The sequence below is a fragment of the Microbacterium sp. NPDC055502 genome, from assembly GCF_053643635.1.
The window spans coordinates 1,595,456-1,614,925 of record NZ_JBSHKJ010000001.1; the positions used below are offsets into that span (position 1 = coordinate 1,595,456).

Sequence of the window (19,470 nt, forward strand, 5' to 3'; positions counted from 1 at the left end):
TGGTGACTCCCGACGCCCCCGAAGGAGCCGCCATGAGCCCGAGTCCCGAACCCACGCCCACACCGCGGGGCCCCGCCTACGAGGGGCGACTGCTGCCGCGTACCGAGGAAGAGGTCGTCGATCAGGGGGCCGCGTTCGACCTGGGCACGCTGTTCAGCCGGCGCGGCGTGCTCGGGCTGGTGGGACTGGGGGCTGCGTCCGCGGCGCTCGCGGCCTGCGCGCCGCTGTCGTCCGGAGCCGGCGCGACCGCCGCACCCACGGCCGACCCGGGGAGCGACGGCACCGCGGCGACGGGCGTGGACGGCGAGATCCCCGACGAGACGGCCGGCCCCTATCCGGGCGACGGCTCGAACGGCCCCGACGTGCTGGAGGAGTCCGGGATCGTCCGGCGCGACATCCGCTCGAGCATCGACGGGGGCGCGACGGCCGAAGGGGTGCCGCTGACGTTCGAGCTCACGGTGCTCGACCTCGCGAACGGCGGGGTGCCCTTCGCCGGGGTCGCCGTGTACGCGTGGCACTGCACGGCGCAGGGGGAGTACTCGATGTACTCCTCGGGCCTGGAAGACGTGACCTACCTCCGCGGCGTGCAGGTCGCGGATGCGGACGGCCGTGTCTCCTTCACGTCGATCTTCCCCGGCTGCTACTCGGGACGGTGGCCGCACATCCATTTCGAGGTGTACCCCGACGTCTCCGCGATCACCGACTCGACGGCTGCCATCGCGACCTCGCAGCTGGCGCTGCCCGAAGCCGCGTGCACGGCCGTGTACGCGCTGCCGGCCTACGACGGCTCGGCCGGGAACCTCGCGCAGACCTCGCTCGACGCCGACATGGTGTTCGGCGATGACGGCGGTGCGCTGCAGCTCGCGAGCATCGCCGGCGACACCGGCACCGGTTACCGCGCATCGCTCATGGTGGGCGTCGACACCACGACGACGCCGAGCGCCGGCGGCGCCCCGCAGGGTGGTCCCGGCGCGGGTGGGCGACCGCCGGGGAGCTGATGGGGACTTCTCCCCATTTGCGTGGCGGGTGCCCTTCGTTACTCTCGAAGAACAAGAACACCTCCGGCACCGGCCGGGGCGACCGGAAGGTAACACCAATGACGAACCTCAAAGTCAGCTACGCCGACATGAAGGACGCTGCTGGCCGTCTCCGCACGGGCCAGCAGGACATCGAGACCCAGCTCAAGAACCTGCGCGCCTACGTGTCGCAGCTCGTCTCGGGCGGCTTCGTGACCACGTCCGCCTCGGGTGCGTTCGACGCCTCGTACGCGCAGTTCAACCAGGGTGCCACCGCGACCATCGCGGGCATCGAGGGCATGGCCCGCTTCCTCGACGTGGCGGCCCAGTCGCTGCAGTCGACCGACGAGCAGCTCGCGGCGCAGATCCGCCAGTAACGCCTCAGCGAGAAGAGGGGATGCCGATCCGGCATCCCCTCTTCTGCGTCTCCGGGCGCTGTCCCCGACCCCGCACGAGGACGGATGCGGCACGCTCCGCGTCACCCGCGTCGGCATATTGCCATGCGCATGACCCGTGCATACCGTGACTTCCGAAACACGCTGACGGGGGGCTGGCGTTTCGGAAAGCACCATCGTTTCGAGGCTTCATCCTGCCCGCAGCGGGAAAGGAAGAGATCATGGAGACGACGATGAAGAGCAACGACAAGGGACGGCGGTTCGCGCGCTGGGGAAAGCTGGCAGTGGCGTCGGGAGCCGTCGCGGTCGCCTGCGGGATCGCGTTCGCGGCTCCCGCCTCGGCCGATGACGGCTACGGAGGCTACGACTTCGGCTCCGGCAACACGTACAGCTGGGGCCAGGGGTACGACGGCGGCTACGGCTACGGCAGCTCCTACGGCGACGGGTGGGGTCAGCCCAACGGATCGTCGAACTGGTGGGCGTCGAACGACGTCGTGCAGAACGTGCTGCAGGGCAACTCCTGGGCCGGAGCGCCCAGCGTGCAGAACTCGGGATACTCGCCGCAGCAGGTCTCCTCGTGGGGCAACAGCCTGTTCTCGTCGTGGTGGCGCTGAACGCTCGTCGCGTTTCGGTCGCGCAGCGGTGAGCACGAGTTCCTGACCGCGTCGGCGGCCCCCACCGCGCAGAGTTCGACCCCTGGACGTCCGGACGTCCAGGGGTCGAGGTCTGCTCAGCGGAGGGCCGCGGCCGCGTCGGCCAGATGCCGGGCGTTGTGGTTGAGCACCTTCACGATGATGCCGTGGCGGCGCAGCTCGGCGACCGTGCGGGCGCCCCCCTCGCTGTCGCGGCCGAGCGCGGCGATCGTCGCGACGACCAGCACGTCACCGGCGTGCAGGGTGCCGATGAGACGGGCGATCCGGTCGCTCCAGCTCTCCAGGATGTCCGGGGCCGGATGGCGGAAGCCCTCGATGGGCACGCCGAAGCGGGTGAGGTCGGCGCGCTGCTCCACGACCGAGGGCATGTCGTCGCGGGAGACGACGAGGCCGACCAGGCGGGAGCCATCGGGCCGGGCGAGCCAGAAGTTGCGGTTCGCCTGCAGCTCGGTGAAGCACTTGGGGCACTCGGCGGCCGCGTGCGGCAGATGCAGCGGGCTCGTCAGGGCCTCGTCGACGGATGCCGCCGTCGTGGGTTCGATCGTCTCGCTCATCGCGCACCTCCGTCCTCCATTGTGCCCTGTCCGCGACCCGATCTGTGCCCTGCGGGCGCCTGCCGGGCGTCCGGCTTTGCACCCGTGGCGGGAGCCCGACCAGAATAGGGGTCATGCGTCGCCTCACCGCTGTCCTTCTCGCGTCCGCCTCGCTCCTCCTGCTGGCCGGATGCGCCCCATCGGAGGACGAGCGGCGCGGCGACCTCGCGGCCGAACTGGAGGGCATCGACGGCGTGGACACCGCGCGCGTGGACAGCGTCGAGGTCGTGGTCGCGACCGAACCGGGGCTGTCCGAGGACGACTCCGCGGAGGTGCTGCAGGGCGTGCGCGATCTCGTGCTCGCGCAGGACGACGCCGAGGACTACACCTCCGTCGCCGTCTGGTTCTACGGACAGGGCGAGAGCTCGTGGACCGGTGACTGGGGCCTCGGCGCGATCGCCGCGGACGGGTTCGACCAGCAGGCGGCGTTCCTCGCGTCTCTCGCCGGGTGGGACGGCGTCACCGCCGCCGATGCTCCCGTGAGCAGCGTCGAGCTGAAGGTGACGCGGAACGACGACCAGGTCGTGGAGCTCACGGCGAGCGCCGAGTCGGCGGGTGTCGCGGACGAGTGGAAGACCGAACTGCAGGAGCTGTGGACCTCCAGCGGCGGTGACGCGGATCAGGCGATCCGCTGGCGCTGAGCGAACGCGCCCCGCAGGTTACGGGGTTCCGCCGTTCGCGGCACTGGTGATCTCGGCCTCCTGCGTCTCGAACGCGGTCGCGGCATCGCGGGCGACCACGCCCGCACCGGCGGTCATGCTCTGCAGCTGCAGCAGCGTGCCCTTGGCCCACATCGCCCAGGTGTCGGCGGCCGCGGAGACGGCGGAGCTGCCGCACGCGCCGAGTGCGAGGTCCACGTCGAGGCTCATGGCCCATGCGGTGCTCTGCAGCGTGCCGCCGGTCGCGCCGACGGCTTCGGAGTCGAACTGGAGATCGGTCATCACGGCACCTTCACATCGTCGGGGGAGTAGGTCTCGGTGGGGTCGCGTCGGGGGTCGCCGGAGGGTGCCGACGGCTCCGCGGCGACGGCGCGCGGAGCGGCTGCGGCGGGCGTGCAGCCGACGAGCGCGATCCCGCCGATCAGGATGAGCGCCCAGCCGCCGGACCGCCGCATCAGGTGCCCTCCGCCCACGAGGTGTTGGCCTCGACACCGCGCTGGTAGTCGGCGAACATCTCGCGGGCAAGGTCGTCGACCTGCCCCGCCGAGAGGCCCTCGGTCATTCCCAGGTCGACGAGCATCTGCTCGATGGTCTCCATGGTCGCGATCTCGCGGCCGTTCGCCGCGTCGGCCTGAGCCTCCAGCAGCGCCTCGTGCGAGTTCGCCCACGCCGCCGTCGCCTGTCCGGAGCCCCAGTCGGAGACGCCGCCGATCACGGCGCTCTGCGCCACATCGATCACCACGCTCCCGCCGGCCACGAGAACGTCGCCCACGGCCGGGATCGGGATCAGGCCGACCACGGTGCCCACTCCGTCGATCGCGGCCTGGACCGCTTCGTCGTGACGGGTCGCCTCGCCGAGGGCGGCTCCGGCCGGGGAGCCGTCGAGCCAGCCCTGCAGCTCCACGACACGCTCCAGGGCGTCGGCCTTGAAGGCGCTGTCGGCGGGCGCCAGGTCGGCGATCGCGATGAGCGCGTCCTGGTACTGCTGCACCGACTGGGCGATGACCGCGGCACCGGCGGACGGCGTCTCCCCGTCGCTCCAGGCGGCCGTGCCGAGAAGCTGCGCGAGCTGCGCCTGCGTGACATCGGGGATCGCGCGCGGGTCGTCCGTCCCGATCAGCAGGTTCTCGAAGTACGGACGGGTTCCCGCGGCCGGGTCGCTCTCGCTGATGGCCTCGGAGAAGTAGGGCATCGCGACCGAGATGCCCTCGGCGACGCGCACCTGGCCGATGCTCGTGAGGTTCTCCGGCAGGAACGATTCGTTGCCGGTGAGCTCGCGCACGACCTGGGTGGTGAGTTCCGCCACGCGCTGCCACGTCTCGGGGTTGTACGTGTGGGTCGCATCGGCCGGGCCTCCCGCGGCCTGCTGCGCGCCGGCCCACAGAGCTCCGGGCCCTTCGAAGCCGTCGCCGGACGAGTTCGCGCTCCAATCGCGCTCACCGAACCAGTACTCGATGCGGCCGTCGCCGAGGTCGCCGTCGCCGAACGGGTCGTTCTCGGTGGAGGTGAGCCAGTCGAGGGCCGCGTCGGGGTAGGTGCCGAGGGTGGAGAAGATGCGCCCGGCCAGATCGTCGACGCGGTTGCCGTCGAGTCCGGTCTGCTCGCCCTCCAGGAACGCCAGGGTGCGGCCGCCCGCGTTCGGGGAGAAGTCGGTCCAGCCCCCGTAGAGCATGCTGGCGGGGTCGCGCTCGATGCGATCGATCTCGTCGGCCATCGCCACCGTGAGGTTCACCCCGAGCGGGTGGTTCTTCTCGTCGGAGAACAGGAAGCCGATCGCGGCGACCGCGCCGCCGACGCTCGACGAGGCGCCGGTGAGCATGCTCTCGGCGAAGTCCTTCGACGTCGACTCCATCCAGATCTGGGATCCGGTCGACAGGCCGCCGCGGATCGACGTCGCCAGGGCGAGCGCCGTCGCACCGGCCAGGCCGTCCACCATGACGGCGTCGCCGAGGTTGTCGATCATCGAGACGGTGTTCTCGCCGCCGACCTCCAGGAAGAACTGCGACATGACGAACGTGTCGTCGCCCCACACGTCGAAGAAGTCCTGCATCGCCTGCAGGTTCTCGTCGGTGATGTCGCCCTCGGCGATCTCGTCCGCCACGTTCGCGAACGCGTCGCCGAGGTTGTCGTAGTTCAGGTCGTCGATGTCGTCGATGCCCGCGAAGCTCAGAGCCGACTGCATGGCGTCCCAGCGCGGAGAGGCCGGCGGGGCGAGAGCGGCCACCAGGGTGCTGTCGGCGGTCTCGCGCTGCGTGGCGAGGGCCTTGAGCTGGTTCGCGGCCTGCCGCATGTCGGCGAGGCCCGCGGTGGTGCCGCTCGGCACCCAGAGGCCCGGCTGCAGCGTGGGGCTGGGGGCGTTGAACGTGTAGGTCGAGAGTGGGAACGGGCTCTCCTCGGCCTCGGCGGCCTTCCACGTCGCATAGCCGTTCGCATACGCCTGGTGGGCGGCGGCGGTCGCGGCGCGGATGCGGTCGACCTCGGCGGCGTAGGCCGTGAGCGCCGACTGCACGGCCGCGAACTCGGTGGTCAGCTCGGTGCACAGGTTCTGCGGCTTGGTGAGCGAGGTCCGGAAGGCCGCACCGGCGTCACCCGCCCACACCTCGTCGGTGGTGCTCGTCGCGGCGTTCGCCAGCGCCGAGCGCACCGTCTCGGTCCCGGTGCTGCGGTTGCTCACGCGCGTCGCCGCGTCGTTCACCGCGCTCGTGACCCCGCGCCCCGGATGCAGATCGTCCCACTGTGCCATGTCGTCGCCCCTCCTCGACGGTGTCCCGTCCGCAGCAAATCTACCGGGGCGGCACGAACGCGGCGATGGGCAGAACTCCCCATGCGCCCCAGGGCCGTCAGAGCAGCCCGAGCGCCCGCACCGCCTCGCGCTCCTCCTGCAGCTCGGCGACCGAGGCGTCGATCCGGCGCCGCGCCCAGTCGCTCAGCTCCAGACCCTCGACGATCCGCCACTCGCCGTCGACCGATCGCACGGGGAACGACGACACGAGCCCCTCCGGCACGCCGTACTCGCCGTGCGACACCACCGCGGCGGAGGTCCAGTCGTCGGTGCCGCGCACCCAGTCGCGCACGTGGTCGATGGTCGCGCTCGCCGCGGAGGCCACGGAGGAGGAGCCGCGCACCTCGATGATCTCCGCACCGCGCTTCGCGACCCGCGGGATGAACGTCTGCTCCAGCCAGGTCGGCACGTCCCCGACGATCTGCGCCAGCGCCTCCTGCACCGGCTCCCCGCCGACCGTCGCGTGCGACACGTCGGGGAACTGCGTGGCCGAGTGGTTGCCCCAGATCGGCACGCGCCGGACCGTGCGCACGGGCGTGCCGAGGGTCTGTGCGAGCTGCGCCCTCGCCCGGTTCTCGTCGAGCCGGGTGAGCGCCGTGAAGCGTTCGGCCGGCACCCCGTCCGCGGCCGCCGCGGCGATCAGCGCGTTGGTGTTGGCGGGGTTGCCCACCACCGTGACCCGCACGTCCGGCGAGGCGTTCGCGGCGATGGCCGCTCCCTGCGGGCCGAAGATGCCGCCGTTCGCCGCCAGCAGGTCGCCGCGCTCCATGCCGGGGCCGCGGGGGCGCGCGCCGACGAGCAGCGCGAGGTCGCAGCCGTCGAACCCGACCGCCGCGTCGTCCGTCACCTCCACGTGCTCGAGCAGGTCGAACGCGCCGTCCTGCAGTTCGAGGGCGGCTCCCTCCGCAGCGCCGAGGCCCTGCGGGATCTCCAGGAGCCGCAGCCGCACCCGCTCGTCGGGACCCAGGAGGTCGCCCGCCGCGATGCGGAACAGCAGCGCGTAGCCGATCTGTCCGCCCGCGCCCGTGATGGTGATCGTCGTGGTCATGACCCGAGCCTACGACCGTCGGCGCGGGGGTGCGCGGAGTACCCTCGACGCATGACGTTCAATCCCGATGCCGACCTCTCCGGCAACACCACGCGCCGTCGCGGACGCACGGCTGCGATCGCCGGTGGCACCGGTATCGGCGTCCTCGGCCTGCTCGCCCTCATCGCCGGTCCGCTGCTGGGGATCGACCTGTCCGGACTCGTCGGCGGAGGGGCACCGAGCGGCGGCGGCGGTCCCGCCGAGGGGTCGGTGATCGAGAACTGCGACACGGGGGCCGACGCCAACGCCGACGTCGACTGCCGCATGGCCGGATCGCAGCTCGCGCTCGATGCGTTCTGGAAGGACCACGTCGAGGGGTACCGTGCCCCGCAGCTCATCGTCGTCGACGGCTCGACCGCCACGGCCTGCGGCACCGCGTCGAACGCCGTCGGCCCCTTCTTCTGCCCGGGCGACGAGACGGTCTACATCGACCCCACGTTCTTCCAGCTCATGCAGCAGCAGTTCGGGGCGACCGCCGGCAACCTCGCGCAGCTCTACATCGTCGGCCACGAGTGGGGCCACCACATCCAGTACATCACCGGGGTCATGGACCAGTACCCGAACAACGGCACGGGTCCCGGCAGCAACGGGGTGCGCACCGAGCTGCAGGCCGACTGCTACGCGGGGGCGTGGATCGGACAGATGTCGAAGAGCACGGATCCCAACGGGGTGCCGTACCTGCAGCCGTCGACCGAGGAGCAGCGCGTCGACGCCCTCAACGCGGCGTTCGCTGTCGGTGACGACCACATCCAGGAGCAGTCCGGCTTCGTGAACCCGGAGAGCTGGACGCACGGCTCGAGCGAGCAGCGGCAGCGCTGGTTCGCGGAGGGCTACGCCAACGGACTCGAGGCGTGCGGGCAGGTCTTCACGCTGCCCGCCGACCAGCTCGACCCGTAGATCCCGGGCGGCGGCGACCGCTCCGCTACCGTGGAGATCGCACGACTGCACGACCGGCTGGGGGGCCGATGATGACGAACACCGAGGGACTCTATCCCGCGATCGAGCCGTACGACACGGGCGAGCTGCTCGTCGGCGACGGCCACCGCGTGTACTGGGAGGTCAGCGGCAACCCCGACGGCAAGCCGGTGGTCTTCCTGCACGGCGGCCCCGGCAGTGGCACGTCGCCGTGGCAGCGCCGGTTCTTCGACCCCGACGCCTACCGCATCGTGCTGCTCGACCAGCGCGGGTGCGGACGCAGCACCCCGTCGGCGAGCGAGCCCGACGCCGATCTTCGGCACGTCACGACGGCCCACCTGATCGCCGACCTCGAGCTGCTGCGCAAGAACCTCGGCGTCCCGCGGTGGCAGGTGTTCGGGGGCTCGTGGGGCAGCGCCCTCGCCCTCGCCTACGCCCAGGCGCATCCGGAGGTGGTGACCGAGCTCGTCCTGCGCGGCATCTTCACCCTGCGCCGCGCGGAGCTCGAGTGGTTCTACGAGGGCGGGGCTGCGGCGCTCTTCCCCGACCTGTGGGAGCGGTTCATCGCCCCGATCCCGGTGCTGGAGCGCTCGCGGCTCATCGAGGCGTACCACCGGCGGCTGTTCGACCCCGACCCCGCGGTGCACGTGCCCGCCGCGATCGCGTGGTCGACCTGGGAGGCCGCGACCGTGACGCTGCGCCCCGACCCCGAGCAGATCGCGGCGATGTCGGATCCGCGCCGGGCGACCGCGTTCGCGCGCATCGAGAACCACTTCTTCGTGCACGGCGGCTGGTGGGACGAGGGACAGCTGATCGCGGGCGTCGACGCGATCCGGCACATCCCGGCCGTGATCGTGCAGGGTCGGCACGACGTCGCGACGCCCATGATGACCGCGTGGGATCTGCACCGCGCGTGGCCGGAGGCCGAGTTCGTGGTGGTCGACGATGCGGGTCACGCGGCCACGGAGCCCGGGATCAGCGCCGCGCTCCGCGCCGCGACCGACCGGTTCCGCGCGGAGGCCTGACCCCGCGGCGTCAGGCGCGCAGGGCCTTCGTCAGCGTCGCCAGCAGCCCGCCGACACCGCCGTTCGCGCGATGCCGGGTGAGACCCTCGCTCACCTCGGCGCCCGTGCGGGCCGACACGAACCACGGCGGCTTCGGGAGGATGGTCGCTCGTCCGCCACCGTTCAGGACCGGCAGGGAGCGGGGGAACGGGCGGAACGGGCCGCGCAGCACCGAGCGCTCCACGTCGTCGAGCAGCAGCGCGTTGTGCACCACGCCGATGCCGCTGCCCACGTCGTCGATCGTGCTGCCGGGGAACGCCCCCCACGTGAGGGTCGGTGTGATGAAGCCGAACGCCGTCCAGCCGTTGATCGCGATCGAGCCGTAGTGCAGCGCGGTGAGCGCCCGGTCGAACCCGCTGCCGAGCGCCTTCTCGGTCGCCGGGTCGATCAGCAGATTGGCGCCGAGCGTGCCCTGCAGCTTCTCGTTGGCGTGCGCGACCGCCGCGTCCAGGAACGCCTGTCCCGTGCCCGGCAGGCTCACCACGCCCAGCACGGGGGCGAAGTACTCGGTGTTCTCCAGCGCCGTGGCGTCGTCGTCGCCGTCGACCTCGACGAGCAGGCGGTCGCCGAGCACGAGCGCGTCGGGGTAGGCGTCGGTGGCGGTCTGCATCCGCGACGCCGAACCCGGGTACCAGGTCGGGCGTTCCGGTGCGTTGGCGTACGCGCGGCGCAGGGCGGCACGGAACGCGTCAGCGCGATCCCAGTCCGCGGACAGGATCACGACCTGACCGGCGATGCAGTTGTGCCCGCTGTTCTGCAGCCGCATGGTGGCGATGTGCTCGGCCTGATACGCGATGTCGGCATCGGTCCACGGGCCGGGCACCACGATGATGGGGGAGACGCCGCCGAGCTCGGCCGTGATGGGCTTCTTCAGCAGCGGGCGGTTCTCACGCCGCCGCCGCTTCGTCGCCGCGGCGCCCTCGCCCGAGGAGGGGCCCCACACGATCGTGTCGAAGGTCGCGGCCGATCCGGTGATGTGCACGTGCGCGATCCCGGGGTGCTGCGTGAGGTAGGCGCCCGCCGCCGGGCCGCCGCGCATGATCCGCAGGAAGCCGGGCTCGATCAGCGGGGCGAGCGCGCGCTTGTACACCGGCACCAGCGGGTCCTGCGTGGGATTGACCTTGAGCAGGGCCGTGCGGTTGTGCGCCAGCAGCTCGTACAGCACGTCGAGCACGGGGATCGAGGTCACGTTGCCGGCGCCGAGCACGAGCCCCACGCCGCCGGACAGCGCCGGCGTGCGCTGCGCCAGTCCCGCCCTGGCCCGCGCGGCGTTCGGCGTTGTGCCCGGCCGCAGCCACACCTCGCCCGTGAAGCCCGACAGCAGGAAGCGGTCGATCCCCGTGAGCGGGAACGCGTGCACGCGGGCGCGGCCGCCCGGCGCGCGGTCGACCTTCACGCCGTCGAGCGGGTTGCGTCCATCGGCCAGGCGGGTCAGCGTGGCGATGGAGGCGTCGAGCGCGCCGAGCACGCTGTACGGACCGCTGAGCCACTCCTCGCCGCGCAGCGGGTGCCGGGCGTCGAGGCCCTTGGAGGCGGCGGCGGTGCGCGCCCAGTCCTCCGCGGTCGCGGCGACGCTCGTGCGCACCTGTCGCAGCAGCGTCGCGCGCTGGGCGATCGTGAGCGCGGCCCACAGCTGCGTCCCGGTGCGCAGCTCCTCGATCGCGGTGTCGAATCGCTCCTGCTCGCCCTCACCCAGCGGGGGAGAGGCGGGGGCCGTCGCGGCGGTGGCGTCGGAGTCGGGCGTTGTCGTGCGCGCAGGGGTCATCGGCGTCTCCTTCGGACGGTCCCAGCTTAGGCGTCGGTGGTCTGCAGCGCCTCGATGTCCTCCCGGCGCAGCCGGTAGCGCCGGAGGGTCGCCAGGCTCGCGGCCATGAGTGCGGCGGGCAGCACGCTGAAGCTCAGCACGATGCCGGTGATCGCGGCGGGCGGCTGCACGACCGCCTCCCCGGCGACGGTCGAGACGTATCCCGTCGCGGCCAGAGTGAGCGAGACGGCGGTGGCTCCGAGCGCGAAGCCCACCGTCTCGCCCGCGGTCCAGATGCCGGTGAACGTGCCGGCCTGTCCGGGGCGGCTCGACCGCTCGTCGTGCGAGATCACGTCGGGCAGCATCGCCATCGGCAGCGACTGCAGGCCCGCGTACGCGATGCCGGCCACGGCGACCGCGGCGTACATCCACCCGCCGGGCGACCACACCGCGGCGACGAGGGAGAGCGCGGCCAGCAGGAACAGGCAGCTGGCGATCGCGAAAGCCCGCTCCTTGCCGAGGCGCCGCGCGACCACCGTCCACGCGGGCGTCGCCAGCAGTGCCGGGCCGACCAGGGCGACGAACACGAGAGTGACCGCGTCCTCCGAGCGCAGGACCCACGTCGCCACGTACTGGGCCCCGGCCAGCATCGTGCCGGTCGCGAGCGCCTGCAGCAGGAACGTGGCGAGGAGGGCGCGGAACGGCTGACTGCGGCGCAGCGCCCGGAACCCGGACAGGTACTGCTCCCGCCACGCCGACGATGCCTCCGGGTCCCGCGGCCGTGCGGGGTCGTCGCCGGTCGCGGCGGCGGTGCGCGAGGCGATGAGCATGCCGACGCCGATCGCGAGTCCCGCCGCGACGCCCATCAGCAGATACCCGGCGACCGGGTCGGGCGCGGCCGTCCGGAGTGCGGGACCACCGGCACCGAACAGCAGGATCGCGGCCGTCAGCACCACCACGCGCCAGCCCAGCAGTCGCGTGCGCTCGTCGTAGCCGGACGTCAGCTCGGCGGGCAGCGCGACGTAGGGCACCTGGAACAGGCTGAACGCGGTCGCCGTCGCGAGGAAGGCCAGGAGCACGCAGAGCGCCCCGGCCACGGGACCCCAGGCGGGCGGCACCGCGAAGGTGAGGGCGAAGAACACCGGGAGCGTGACGGCGCCGACCACCATGAACCCGCGGCGAGAGCCGGTGCGGGCGAGTTGCCGGTCGGACGCGGCACCGATCAGCGGATCGATCAGCACGTCCCACACCTTCGCGAGCGTGACGATCAGGCCGGCCGCGAGGGCGGCGACGCCGAGGTTGTCGGTGAGGAAGTAGGTCAGCACCAGGCCGGGAAGCGTCGCGTAGCCGCCGGTGCCGACGGAGCCCACGGCGTACAGCGCGATCGTGCGGGGGGACAGCCGGGCGGGGTCGCGGTCGGGTCGAGCCTCGGTGCTCATCGCGCCAGTGTAGCGGCGCGATGGGGCCGGTCAGATGAGCGAGAGCTCGCGCAGCTTCGACTCCACGTCGGCGTTCGACGGCTCGACGTGGTGGGTCGAGTCGGGGTACACCACGACGGGGATGTTGGTGCGACCCGAGATGTCCTTCGCGATGTCCGCGGCAGCGGGGTCGGCGACCAGGTCGACGTACGTGTACGCGACGCCCAGCTCGTCGAGCTGCTTCTTGGTGCGGATGCAGTCGCGGCACCAGTCGGCGCCGAACATGGTGATGGTGTCGGAGACGGGTGAGGTCATGCCTCCAGCCTACGTCCGCGCCGCGGGGGTGGCGCCGAAGAAGGCGGCCAGCGCCGCGGCGAGGGGTGCCGGGGCCTCCTCCGCCATGTGGTGGCCGCTCTCGATGCCGTGCCCGCGCACGTCGTCGGCCCAGTCCCGCCAGATGCGGACCGGGTCGCCGTAGAGGTCCTCCAGGTCGTCGCGCGTCGACCACAGCACGAGCGCGGGCATCCGCAGGCGGTGCCCCGCGGCGGCGTCCGCCTCCTCGTGCGCGCGGTCGATCGTGAGGCCGGCTCGGTAGTCCTCGAGCATCGCGCGCACGACGGACGGGTCGTGCACGGCGCGGACGAGTTCCGCATGATTCGCGGCCCCCATGGTCTCCGGATCCGCCTTGGGCGCGTACCACGCCTCCGGGTCGGCCCCGATCACGCGCTCGGGGATGTCGGGCTGCGCGAAGAAGAACCAGTGCCACCACCGCGTCGCGAAGCGGGCGTCGGCGCGCCGGAGGTGCTCCGTGAGCGGGAGGCAGTCCAGCAGCGCGACGCGTTCGACCGCCTCCGGGGAGTCGAGGGCGAGACGCAGCGCGACGTAGCTGCCCCGGTCGTGCCCCGCGAGGTGGAAGCGCTCGTGGCCGAGGTGGCGTACGACGCCGCGGACGTCCTCCGCCACCGCCCGCTTCGAGTGGGCGGAGTGGTCGGGCGTGGGCGCGGGTCCGCGCGAGCGACCGTAACCGCGCAGGTCGGGGCAGATCACGGTGAACCCCTGCTCGACCAGGAGCGGGGCCACGCGATGCCAGGTTGCGGAGGTCCGCGGGTGACCGTGCAGCAGGACGACGGGGGGCCCGGAGCCGCCGTGCCGCACGAAGAGGTCGGAGGCGCCGGTGCGCACGACCTCCTCGGTGAACCCCGGGAACAGCTCGCCGTCCGTCATCGCCCGGGGTCCGCCTCGTCCGGCAGCTTCTCCACCGGGGCGATCACGACGTCCTGCACCTTCCAGTCGAGATCGGTGATGCCGGCGGCCGCGGCGGACAGGTCGTGCGTGGTGACCTTGCCCCGGCGCGGCACGACGAAGGCCTCGATGTGGAACACCTGACCCTGATCGCGCATGCGCACGGCGGCTTCGGCGACCCACGGACGACTGCGCAGATACGACACGATGTCGCCCGCGAGCGGGTGCGGGTTCTTGCTGTCGTACGTGCGGGCGCGCTGGTCCATCAGATCCACGATCGCGGTCCTGGTGTTGCGGAAGCCGTCCCAGATGATGCCGAGCGAGATGAACAGGGCGGCAGCGCCGTCCAGCCACCAGATGCCGATGCCCACCCCCAGCACGCCGACGATCGAGGCGACCGTCGTCTGCCAGTCGGCCTTCGCCATGTCGGCGTCGGCGTAGAGCAGCTTGTTGTGCAGCACGGGCGCCAGCTTCGACTTCGCCGGTCCGTAGAAGAACACGGGTCCGACGATCACGACGACCATGACCGCGACCATGAGCCAGCCCAGCCAGATGGTCTGCCCGAACAGCTGCACCGTGCCGATGGTGGGGTGCTCGCCGGAGATGAGCCCCGTGACCGCCTCGATCGCCAGGTTGAGGCCCACGGCGAGGAGGGCGACACCCGCGACGAGGTGACCGACACCCATCGCCCTGTGCAGCCCGTACGGGTGCTTCCGCGTGGGGCGGCGGCGCACGAAGAGCAGCGCGGTGAGGAACGCCACCTGCGGGATGAGGGAGAGCATGTCCTCGATCCACGCGGTGCGCATGGCCTGCGACTCGCCCACCACGAGGGCGATCACGGCGATCGTCACCGAGGTGTAGACGATCGTGAAGACCTCCCACCGCACCGCCTTCCGGATCGCGCGCTGCTGCTCGTCCGGGAGGGTCGTCCGTCCGAACTGCCCGGTCGTCGTCATGGCGACCCCACCTTCCGGTCGAGGTACGACTCGAGCGCCGAGAGGAAGGCGTTCTCCCCGAGCGGCACGAGCATCACGAGCTCGCGGTCGCCGGCGCCGTCGATGCCGGGGTAGCCGCGCGTGACTCCTGCTTTGTCGATCCACGGGGTGTCCGGGGTGAGGGCGCCGGCGATGAGGTCGAGGTCGCCCTGCTCGAGCATGCGCACGAGGGTCTCCTCCGACGCGACGGTCCAGGTCGTCTCGGCATCGAGGTGCGCCGCGAAGCCGTCGACGAGGTCGACGACGGGTCCTCGGGGTTCGTCGCCGGACAACTCGACGAGGTCTCCGTCGGGGGAGGTCCCGACGCGCAGCTCGCCGCCCGTCACGGCGTTCAACGTGCCGTCGGGGTCGCTGGGCACCGTGATCCCGCAGCCCGACAGCAGTGCCGCGATCAGCAGCCCGGCGACGGCCGCGGCGGTGCGCCCGGCGCGGGCGGGTCGATCCGAGGAACTCCTACTCACGGCGCTCAGCCTCGCGGGGTCCACGACGGCCGACAACACTGTTGACGGCGATGGCTGTGCGCGCTAGCCCGGTGGGGTCTTGATAGGTAAGGGTATCCTTACCTATGGTGGTCTCATGAGCAGCGCGTGCGAGCACCGGGACGACCCCGACTGGGACGACCTCGTGGGGGTGGTGCTCGTGGCCGGCGATGCGGCGGACGCGGGCGTCATCGCCGGGATCGCGGCGCGGCTGCCGGGGGACGCGCAGGGCGTCATCCTGCTGGAGGCCGCCGCTCATCTTCCGCGCCGGCACATCGATGCCCCCGCCGGTGTCTCCGTGCGCTGGCTCGTCCGCGACGAGGGGATCAGGGCTCACGCGCGCGGCGAGCGGCTGGCCCGTGCCGTGCATGCGTGGTGCGTCGAATGGACCTGCACGGAGCCGCCCGAGCACTGGACGGTCTGGCTCGGTCCGCACACCCCGCCGCACGTGGCCCGGATGGCACGCAGCCTGCTCGGCGTCGCGAACTGAGCGGACGAGGGCGCCCTCCCCGATCGGATCGGGAAGGACGCCCTCTGGTCCTGACCTGACCTCAGCCGCGCGGCATGGTCAGTCCGAGATCGAAGCTCAGGTCCGGGGAGAGATGGAAGTTGGCGTGCACGGATGCCGCGAGCACGTTCTCTCCCTTCGCGAGGAGCTTCGCCGGAACGGTGAAGGTGACGCGGTGGGCCGCCGCGGTCGTCGCCCGGGGCGCCGCCGTGGCGTACGTCTCCGCGGTGATCGCGCCGTCGGGAAGATTGCTCCGCCCGAGCTCGACCCCGTTCAGGTAGAGCACGACCCCGTCGTCCGCGACCACCGTGACCGAGCCGTCGTGCACCGCCGCCGGGTCGTCCACGGTGAAGGTGTGCCGGAACTGGGCGCTCAGCGGTGCGGTGTCACCGCCCGCGCCGAGGTCGGTGGTCGCGGAGGTCACGCCCCGGCCGAACAGCGCCTCACCCGTGCTCCAGCCCGAGTCGTCGAACCCGACGGCGTTCCAGTCGGCCGGGAGCGCCTCGGTCGAGGAGCGCCACGACCAGGTGGAGCCCTCGGCGACGGTCACCGCGTCGGCCGCCGGATCGGCGTCGGGAGCGGCGTCCTGATCGGGATCGGCCTTCTGGTCGCCGCCCGCGTCGGGATCCGGAACAGGGTCGGGGGCCGTCGCGGTCGTCGTGGCGGTGACGGCGGTGACCGGTGAGGCTTCGCCGTCCGCGCCGACCGCCGTCACACCGTACTCGTACGCCGTCGAGGCCGCGAGGTCCGTCTCCGTGAACGCCGTCTCCGGCGCGGCGACGGTTCCGACCTGGTCCCCGCCCCGCGTGATCACATACGACGCGGCCGTGTTCGCGCTCGCCGGCGCCGTCCACGACAGTGTCGCCGAATCCGCGGTGGCGGTGGCCGTGAGGTCGGTCACGGGGCCCGGCGCGGTGGAGCGCCGTGCCGTGAAGGCGAGGTCGAAGCCGAGGTCCGGTGTCGCCCGGTAGTTGGCGTGGACCGACGCCGCGAGCACGTTGGTGCCGTCGACGAGGGTGCCCGCCGGTACCGAGAACACGGACCTCGCTCCCGACGCGGTCTTCTGCGAGACCACCGCGGTCGCCGTCGTGTTCTGCGTCGGGGTGCCGTCCGGCATCCGCACGCGCCCCAGCTCCTTCCCGTTCAGGTAGAGGATCACGCCGTCGTTCGCGATGACCGAGACGGTGCCGTCGACCACCGAGGCGGCGTCCTGCACCGCGAAGCTCTTCCGGAACTGCGCGCTCACCGGCTTCGTCGCGGCGTCGGACGGATCGAGGTCGGTGGTGGCGCCGCTGATGCCGCGGCCGAACAGTGCCCGGCCGACCGTCCAGTCCGCGTCGTCGAAGTCGGCCTCCGACCAGGTCGACGGGAGCGGGTCCGTGGATGACCGCCACGACCACGTGTCGCCGTTGCCGATCAGGGTCAGCGCCGACGCTGGAGCGGGTTGGACCGTGAACGCGGCCGTGCTGGCCGACCGGTTGCCCACCGCGTCGCGCGCCCGCACGAACCAGTTCGTCGGCTCGGCGGTGACGGGTGCCGTATAGGTCGCGGCCGTGGTGGTCGCCACGACGCGGTTGCCGCGCAGCACCTCGTACACGAGCCCGCCACCGGCGTCTGTGGAGCCGCCCCACGTGAGCACCTGCTGATCCCCGCTCGCCGTGGGCGTCGCGGAGATCGGACCGGGTGTCGTCGGCGCGGTGCTGTCGCGGGGGGCGAAGCGGATGAAGCCGCCCGACCACTGGTTCACGCCACCCGCCCGCATCGAGTCGGTCAGGTCGCCGCCGACCCACAGCGTCCCGGTGCTGTCGAAGAACGAGCCCCACACGCCCTGCCCCGCACGCGAACGGACCACGGGGGACCAGTCGGGGATGTAGTGTCCGGTCGCCGCGTCCCAGGCTCCGGCGAGGTTGATCTTGTCGACCTCTGTCCAGGGTTCCGTGATCTCCCGCTTGAGGTACTTGTCCTGGTAGACCTCGTCGCCGCAGTGGCAGCCCGCGATGACCACCGACCCGTTGTCGTCGACGGTCTGCATGTCGCCGCCCTCGTGCGCGATCGAGCCGCCGACCAGCTGGAAGGTGGAGCGGTCGTAGGAGAACAGCGAGTGCTGCGAACCGCCGAGATACACGCGGTCGCCGACCTCGGTCACCCCGTTCTGCCAGATGTAGCCCTGATAGTTGCCGTTCGCGTCGATGGTCGCCTCGCTGAACGTCGGGACCCACAGCGGCGATACCAGCGGAGCGCCGGCCACGGTCTGCAGCGCGACGGCGCTCGGCGTCGACGTCGTCTGCTTCCGCGTGAAGTAGCCGGAGAAGTACGTCCGGTCACCGCGATCCGAGGCGTCTACCGCGATGGCCGTGCCGTTCAGGTTCGCGTTCCAGTTCGTGTCCGGGGTGCTGGTGGACAGGAGGATGCGACCGCCGTTCCAGGCGCTCGCGCTCTTTCCCGAGCCCACGGCCGTGAGATGCGTCATGGCCCCGGCGACGTAGAGGTAGCCGTTCTTCACGTCCAGGTCGTGCACCGAGGGCACGGCACCGACGGCGCGGCTCTGCACGGCCACCTGCGGCCCGGAGAGCCGGCCGGTCGCCGGGTCGAGGAACGCGAGGCCGACCTGAGGGGTGCCGTCGACCTGGGTGAACTGGCCGCCGATGGCCACGCGTCCGTCCGGCAGTGCGGCGATCGCCTTGACCTGTCCGTTGAGCTGCGGCCGGAACGTCGACACCCACTGTCCGCTGTTCACGTCGAAGCCCGCGAGGTACGGCTGCTCGACCCGTCCGGCGCCGTCTCGTGACTGCTGCACATACCGGAAGTTCCCTCCGGCGAACACGGTGTTCCCGACCTGGCCGAACTCCGCGACCTCGACGTTGAGCTCCCCGTCCTTGCCGTTGGCGAGGCCGGAGACACCCCACACGGTGCGTTGGGCGTTGCTGTCGGGGATCGAGCGCAGCGTCGAGGCGGCCGTGCCCGTGGCGGGCACGGTACCGAAGTCGAGATCGGCGAGCTTCAGCTGCGGCCGTACGAACATCTGCGCGAAGGGGATCGCGAAGCCGGCGCCCGCCGGGGCCCACAGGTACGACGTCGGGGTGTCCTGTCCGGTGATCTCGGCGCCGTACGACCAGCCCATCAGGTACCGGTGCGACTGCCGCTGGGCGAAGTAGGAGCCGTTCCATCCCGTGTCGTGCCCGAAGCCCGACTGTGAGGGGCCGCCCCAGCCGACGGCACCCGTCCAGCCGCCGGTGCCGGTGAAGCCGCCGATGATCCAGTCCTTGATCGGGTTGCCGCCGGCCATGGTCCAGTTCCAGCGGTCGCGGCGCGCGAGGCTGAAGCGAACCTCCTGCCACCGGCTGCCGTCGACGGCCGATGCGCGGTGCACGCGGATGCTGTCCGGAGGGAGCTGGTCGGGACGGGCGCCGTCGAGGAGCCCGTCGACGGTCTTGGCCGGCAGCTGTGCCGGCGCGAAAGCGGCCGTCCCCGAGGGTGTCGTGGTGATCTGCTCGGGCGTTCCCACGCCGTTGTAGTTCTCCTTCCACCCCTCGCGTCCGCGGCCGATCATGACCCAGCCTCCGCCGAGGGTGGTCTGGTCGCAGTAGAACTGCTGCGGGTCCACGAGCGTGGGCGTGACCAACCAGTACACCCCGTCCGCCGACCCGGGGTTGTTCTGCTTGATCTCCCAGCAGGAGGCGGCCGCGGTCTCCGGGGTGAGCCCGTCCGGTGCGCTGGCGCCCGCCACCGGAGCGTTCTCGGTCGGCGCGTTCTCGGTCGCCGCGTTCCCGACGGGCGCGTTCGCGTCGAGCGCGTTCTCGGTCGCTGAGGCGCCGAGTGGCGCCAGGAGCGAGCCCGCCAGGACCGCGACCGTCGCGATCCCCACGAGGGCGCCCGCGCGGGCGGAGCCCCTCTGCGTGCTTCTGGTCATTGTTGTTCCT

General features: G+C 72.0%; 19 protein-coding genes. 7 read left to right on the top strand and 12 right to left on the bottom strand.

Annotated elements, in window-relative coordinates:
* Positions 1–32: 32 nt before the first annotated feature.
* The 3 genes from ACWH95_RS07795 to ACWH95_RS07805 all read left to right on the top strand — a co-directional run bounded on the left by ACWH95_RS07795 (position 33) and on the right by ACWH95_RS07805 (position 2,025).
* Positions 33–998 carry an intradiol ring-cleavage dioxygenase gene (locus ACWH95_RS07795; protein ID WP_454120484.1) on the top strand — a complete coding sequence of 322 codons (966 nt, stop codon included), beginning with the start codon at positions 33–35 and terminating at the stop codon, positions 996–998.
* A 98-nt stretch (positions 999–1,096) separates the two neighbouring features.
* Complete coding sequence (locus ACWH95_RS07800) at positions 1,097–1,393, top strand: WXG100 family type VII secretion target (protein ID WP_017204355.1); 297 nt, start codon at positions 1,097–1,099, stop codon at positions 1,391–1,393.
* 239 nt (positions 1,394–1,632) lie between these two features.
* The gene (locus ACWH95_RS07805) at positions 1,633–2,025 is read left to right on the top strand and encodes a hypothetical protein (protein WP_136037097.1); all 393 of its coding nucleotides are present in this window, start codon (positions 1,633–1,635) and stop codon (positions 2,023–2,025) included.
* A 116-nt stretch (positions 2,026–2,141) separates the two neighbouring features.
* On the opposite strand, the gene ACWH95_RS07810 is transcribed toward ACWH95_RS07805, so the two are convergent.
* A complete protein-coding gene (locus ACWH95_RS07810; RefSeq protein ID WP_454120485.1) occupies positions 2,142–2,618 on the bottom strand; it encodes a dehydrogenase in 477 nt (158 codons plus the stop codon).
* A 113-nt stretch (positions 2,619–2,731) separates the two neighbouring features.
* Here ACWH95_RS07810 and ACWH95_RS07815 point away from each other — a divergent pair, with 113 nt between their 5' ends.
* Positions 2,732–3,298, top strand: coding sequence for a hypothetical protein (locus ACWH95_RS07815; RefSeq protein WP_136044626.1), 567 nt, complete (start codon positions 2,732–2,734; stop codon positions 3,296–3,298).
* A gap of 18 nt (positions 3,299–3,316) precedes the next feature.
* Here the strand turns inward: ACWH95_RS07815 and ACWH95_RS07820 are convergent, their stop codons facing one another.
* From ACWH95_RS07820 to ACWH95_RS07835, 4 genes are all read right to left on the bottom strand, one after another.
* A complete protein-coding gene (locus tag ACWH95_RS07820; protein ID WP_136029318.1) occupies positions 3,317–3,598 on the bottom strand; it encodes a hypothetical protein in 282 nt (93 codons plus the stop codon).
* Positions 3,598–3,771, bottom strand: a complete 174-nt coding sequence (locus tag ACWH95_RS07825; protein WP_454120486.1) for a hypothetical protein — start codon at positions 3,769–3,771, stop codon at positions 3,598–3,600. The genes ACWH95_RS07820 and ACWH95_RS07825 overlap by 1 nt, the downstream gene beginning before the upstream one ends.
* On the bottom strand, positions 3,771–6,059 hold the full coding sequence (locus tag ACWH95_RS07830; RefSeq protein ID WP_136029320.1) for a hypothetical protein: 2,289 nt from the start codon (positions 6,057–6,059) through the stop codon (positions 3,771–3,773). The genes ACWH95_RS07825 and ACWH95_RS07830 overlap by 1 nt, the downstream gene beginning before the upstream one ends.
* Before the next feature lie 97 nt (positions 6,060–6,156).
* Positions 6,157–7,146: a malate dehydrogenase gene (locus ACWH95_RS07835; RefSeq protein WP_136037099.1), complete on the bottom strand. Its 990-nt coding sequence runs from the start codon at positions 7,144–7,146 to the stop codon at positions 6,157–6,159.
* Positions 7,147–7,197: 51 nt separating this feature from the next.
* On the opposite strand from ACWH95_RS07835, the gene ypfJ reads away from it, so the two are divergent.
* Both ypfJ and pip read left to right on the top strand, forming a co-directional pair.
* Positions 7,198–8,082 carry a KPN_02809 family neutral zinc metallopeptidase gene (ypfJ, locus tag ACWH95_RS07840; RefSeq protein ID WP_447652706.1) on the top strand — a complete coding sequence of 295 codons (885 nt, stop codon included), beginning with the start codon at positions 7,198–7,200 and terminating at the stop codon, positions 8,080–8,082.
* A 68-nt stretch (positions 8,083–8,150) separates the two neighbouring features.
* Positions 8,151–9,125 carry a prolyl aminopeptidase gene (gene pip, locus ACWH95_RS07845; protein WP_378803324.1) on the top strand — a complete coding sequence of 325 codons (975 nt, stop codon included), beginning with the start codon at positions 8,151–8,153 and terminating at the stop codon, positions 9,123–9,125.
* A 10-nt stretch (positions 9,126–9,135) separates the two neighbouring features.
* Here the strand turns inward: pip and ACWH95_RS07850 are convergent, their stop codons facing one another.
* The 6 genes from ACWH95_RS07850 to ACWH95_RS07875 are packed head-to-tail and all read right to left on the bottom strand — an operon-like array spanning position 9,136 to position 15,024.
* Entirely contained in the window at positions 9,136–10,929 is a 1,794-nt protein-coding gene (locus tag ACWH95_RS07850; RefSeq protein WP_454120487.1) for an aldehyde dehydrogenase family protein, read from the bottom strand.
* Between the two features lie 26 nt (positions 10,930–10,955).
* Positions 10,956–12,347 (bottom strand): MFS transporter, encoded by a 1,392-nt coding sequence (locus ACWH95_RS07855; RefSeq protein ID WP_454120488.1) that lies wholly within the window; start codon positions 12,345–12,347, stop codon positions 10,956–10,958.
* Positions 12,348–12,377: 30 nt separating this feature from the next.
* A complete protein-coding gene (locus tag ACWH95_RS07860) occupies positions 12,378–12,641 on the bottom strand; it encodes a glutaredoxin family protein (RefSeq protein WP_136029330.1) in 264 nt (87 codons plus the stop codon).
* Between the two features lie 9 nt (positions 12,642–12,650).
* Positions 12,651–13,550, bottom strand: a complete 900-nt coding sequence (locus ACWH95_RS07865; RefSeq protein WP_454120489.1) for an alpha/beta fold hydrolase — start codon at positions 13,548–13,550, stop codon at positions 12,651–12,653.
* Positions 13,547–14,524: a cation transporter gene (locus tag ACWH95_RS07870; protein ID WP_136029334.1), complete on the bottom strand. Its 978-nt coding sequence runs from the start codon at positions 14,522–14,524 to the stop codon at positions 13,547–13,549. The genes ACWH95_RS07865 and ACWH95_RS07870 overlap by 4 nt, the downstream gene beginning before the upstream one ends.
* Positions 14,521–15,024 carry a type 2 periplasmic-binding domain-containing protein gene (locus ACWH95_RS07875; RefSeq protein WP_247982738.1) on the bottom strand — a complete coding sequence of 168 codons (504 nt, stop codon included), beginning with the start codon at positions 15,022–15,024 and terminating at the stop codon, positions 14,521–14,523. Before ACWH95_RS07875 ends, ACWH95_RS07870 begins: the two co-directional genes overlap by 4 nt.
* Before the next feature lie 115 nt (positions 15,025–15,139).
* On the opposite strand from ACWH95_RS07875, the gene ACWH95_RS07880 reads away from it, so the two are divergent.
* A complete protein-coding gene (locus ACWH95_RS07880) occupies positions 15,140–15,532 on the top strand; it encodes an SIP domain-containing protein (protein WP_136044633.1) in 393 nt (130 codons plus the stop codon).
* A 61-nt stretch (positions 15,533–15,593) separates the two neighbouring features.
* Here ACWH95_RS07880 and ACWH95_RS07885 read toward each other — a convergent pair whose 3' ends face one another.
* Positions 15,594–19,460 carry a fibrinogen-like YCDxxxxGGGW domain-containing protein gene (locus ACWH95_RS07885; protein WP_454120491.1) on the bottom strand — a complete coding sequence of 1,289 codons (3,867 nt, stop codon included), beginning with the start codon at positions 19,458–19,460 and terminating at the stop codon, positions 15,594–15,596.
* Positions 19,461–19,470: the final 10 nt, after the last annotated feature.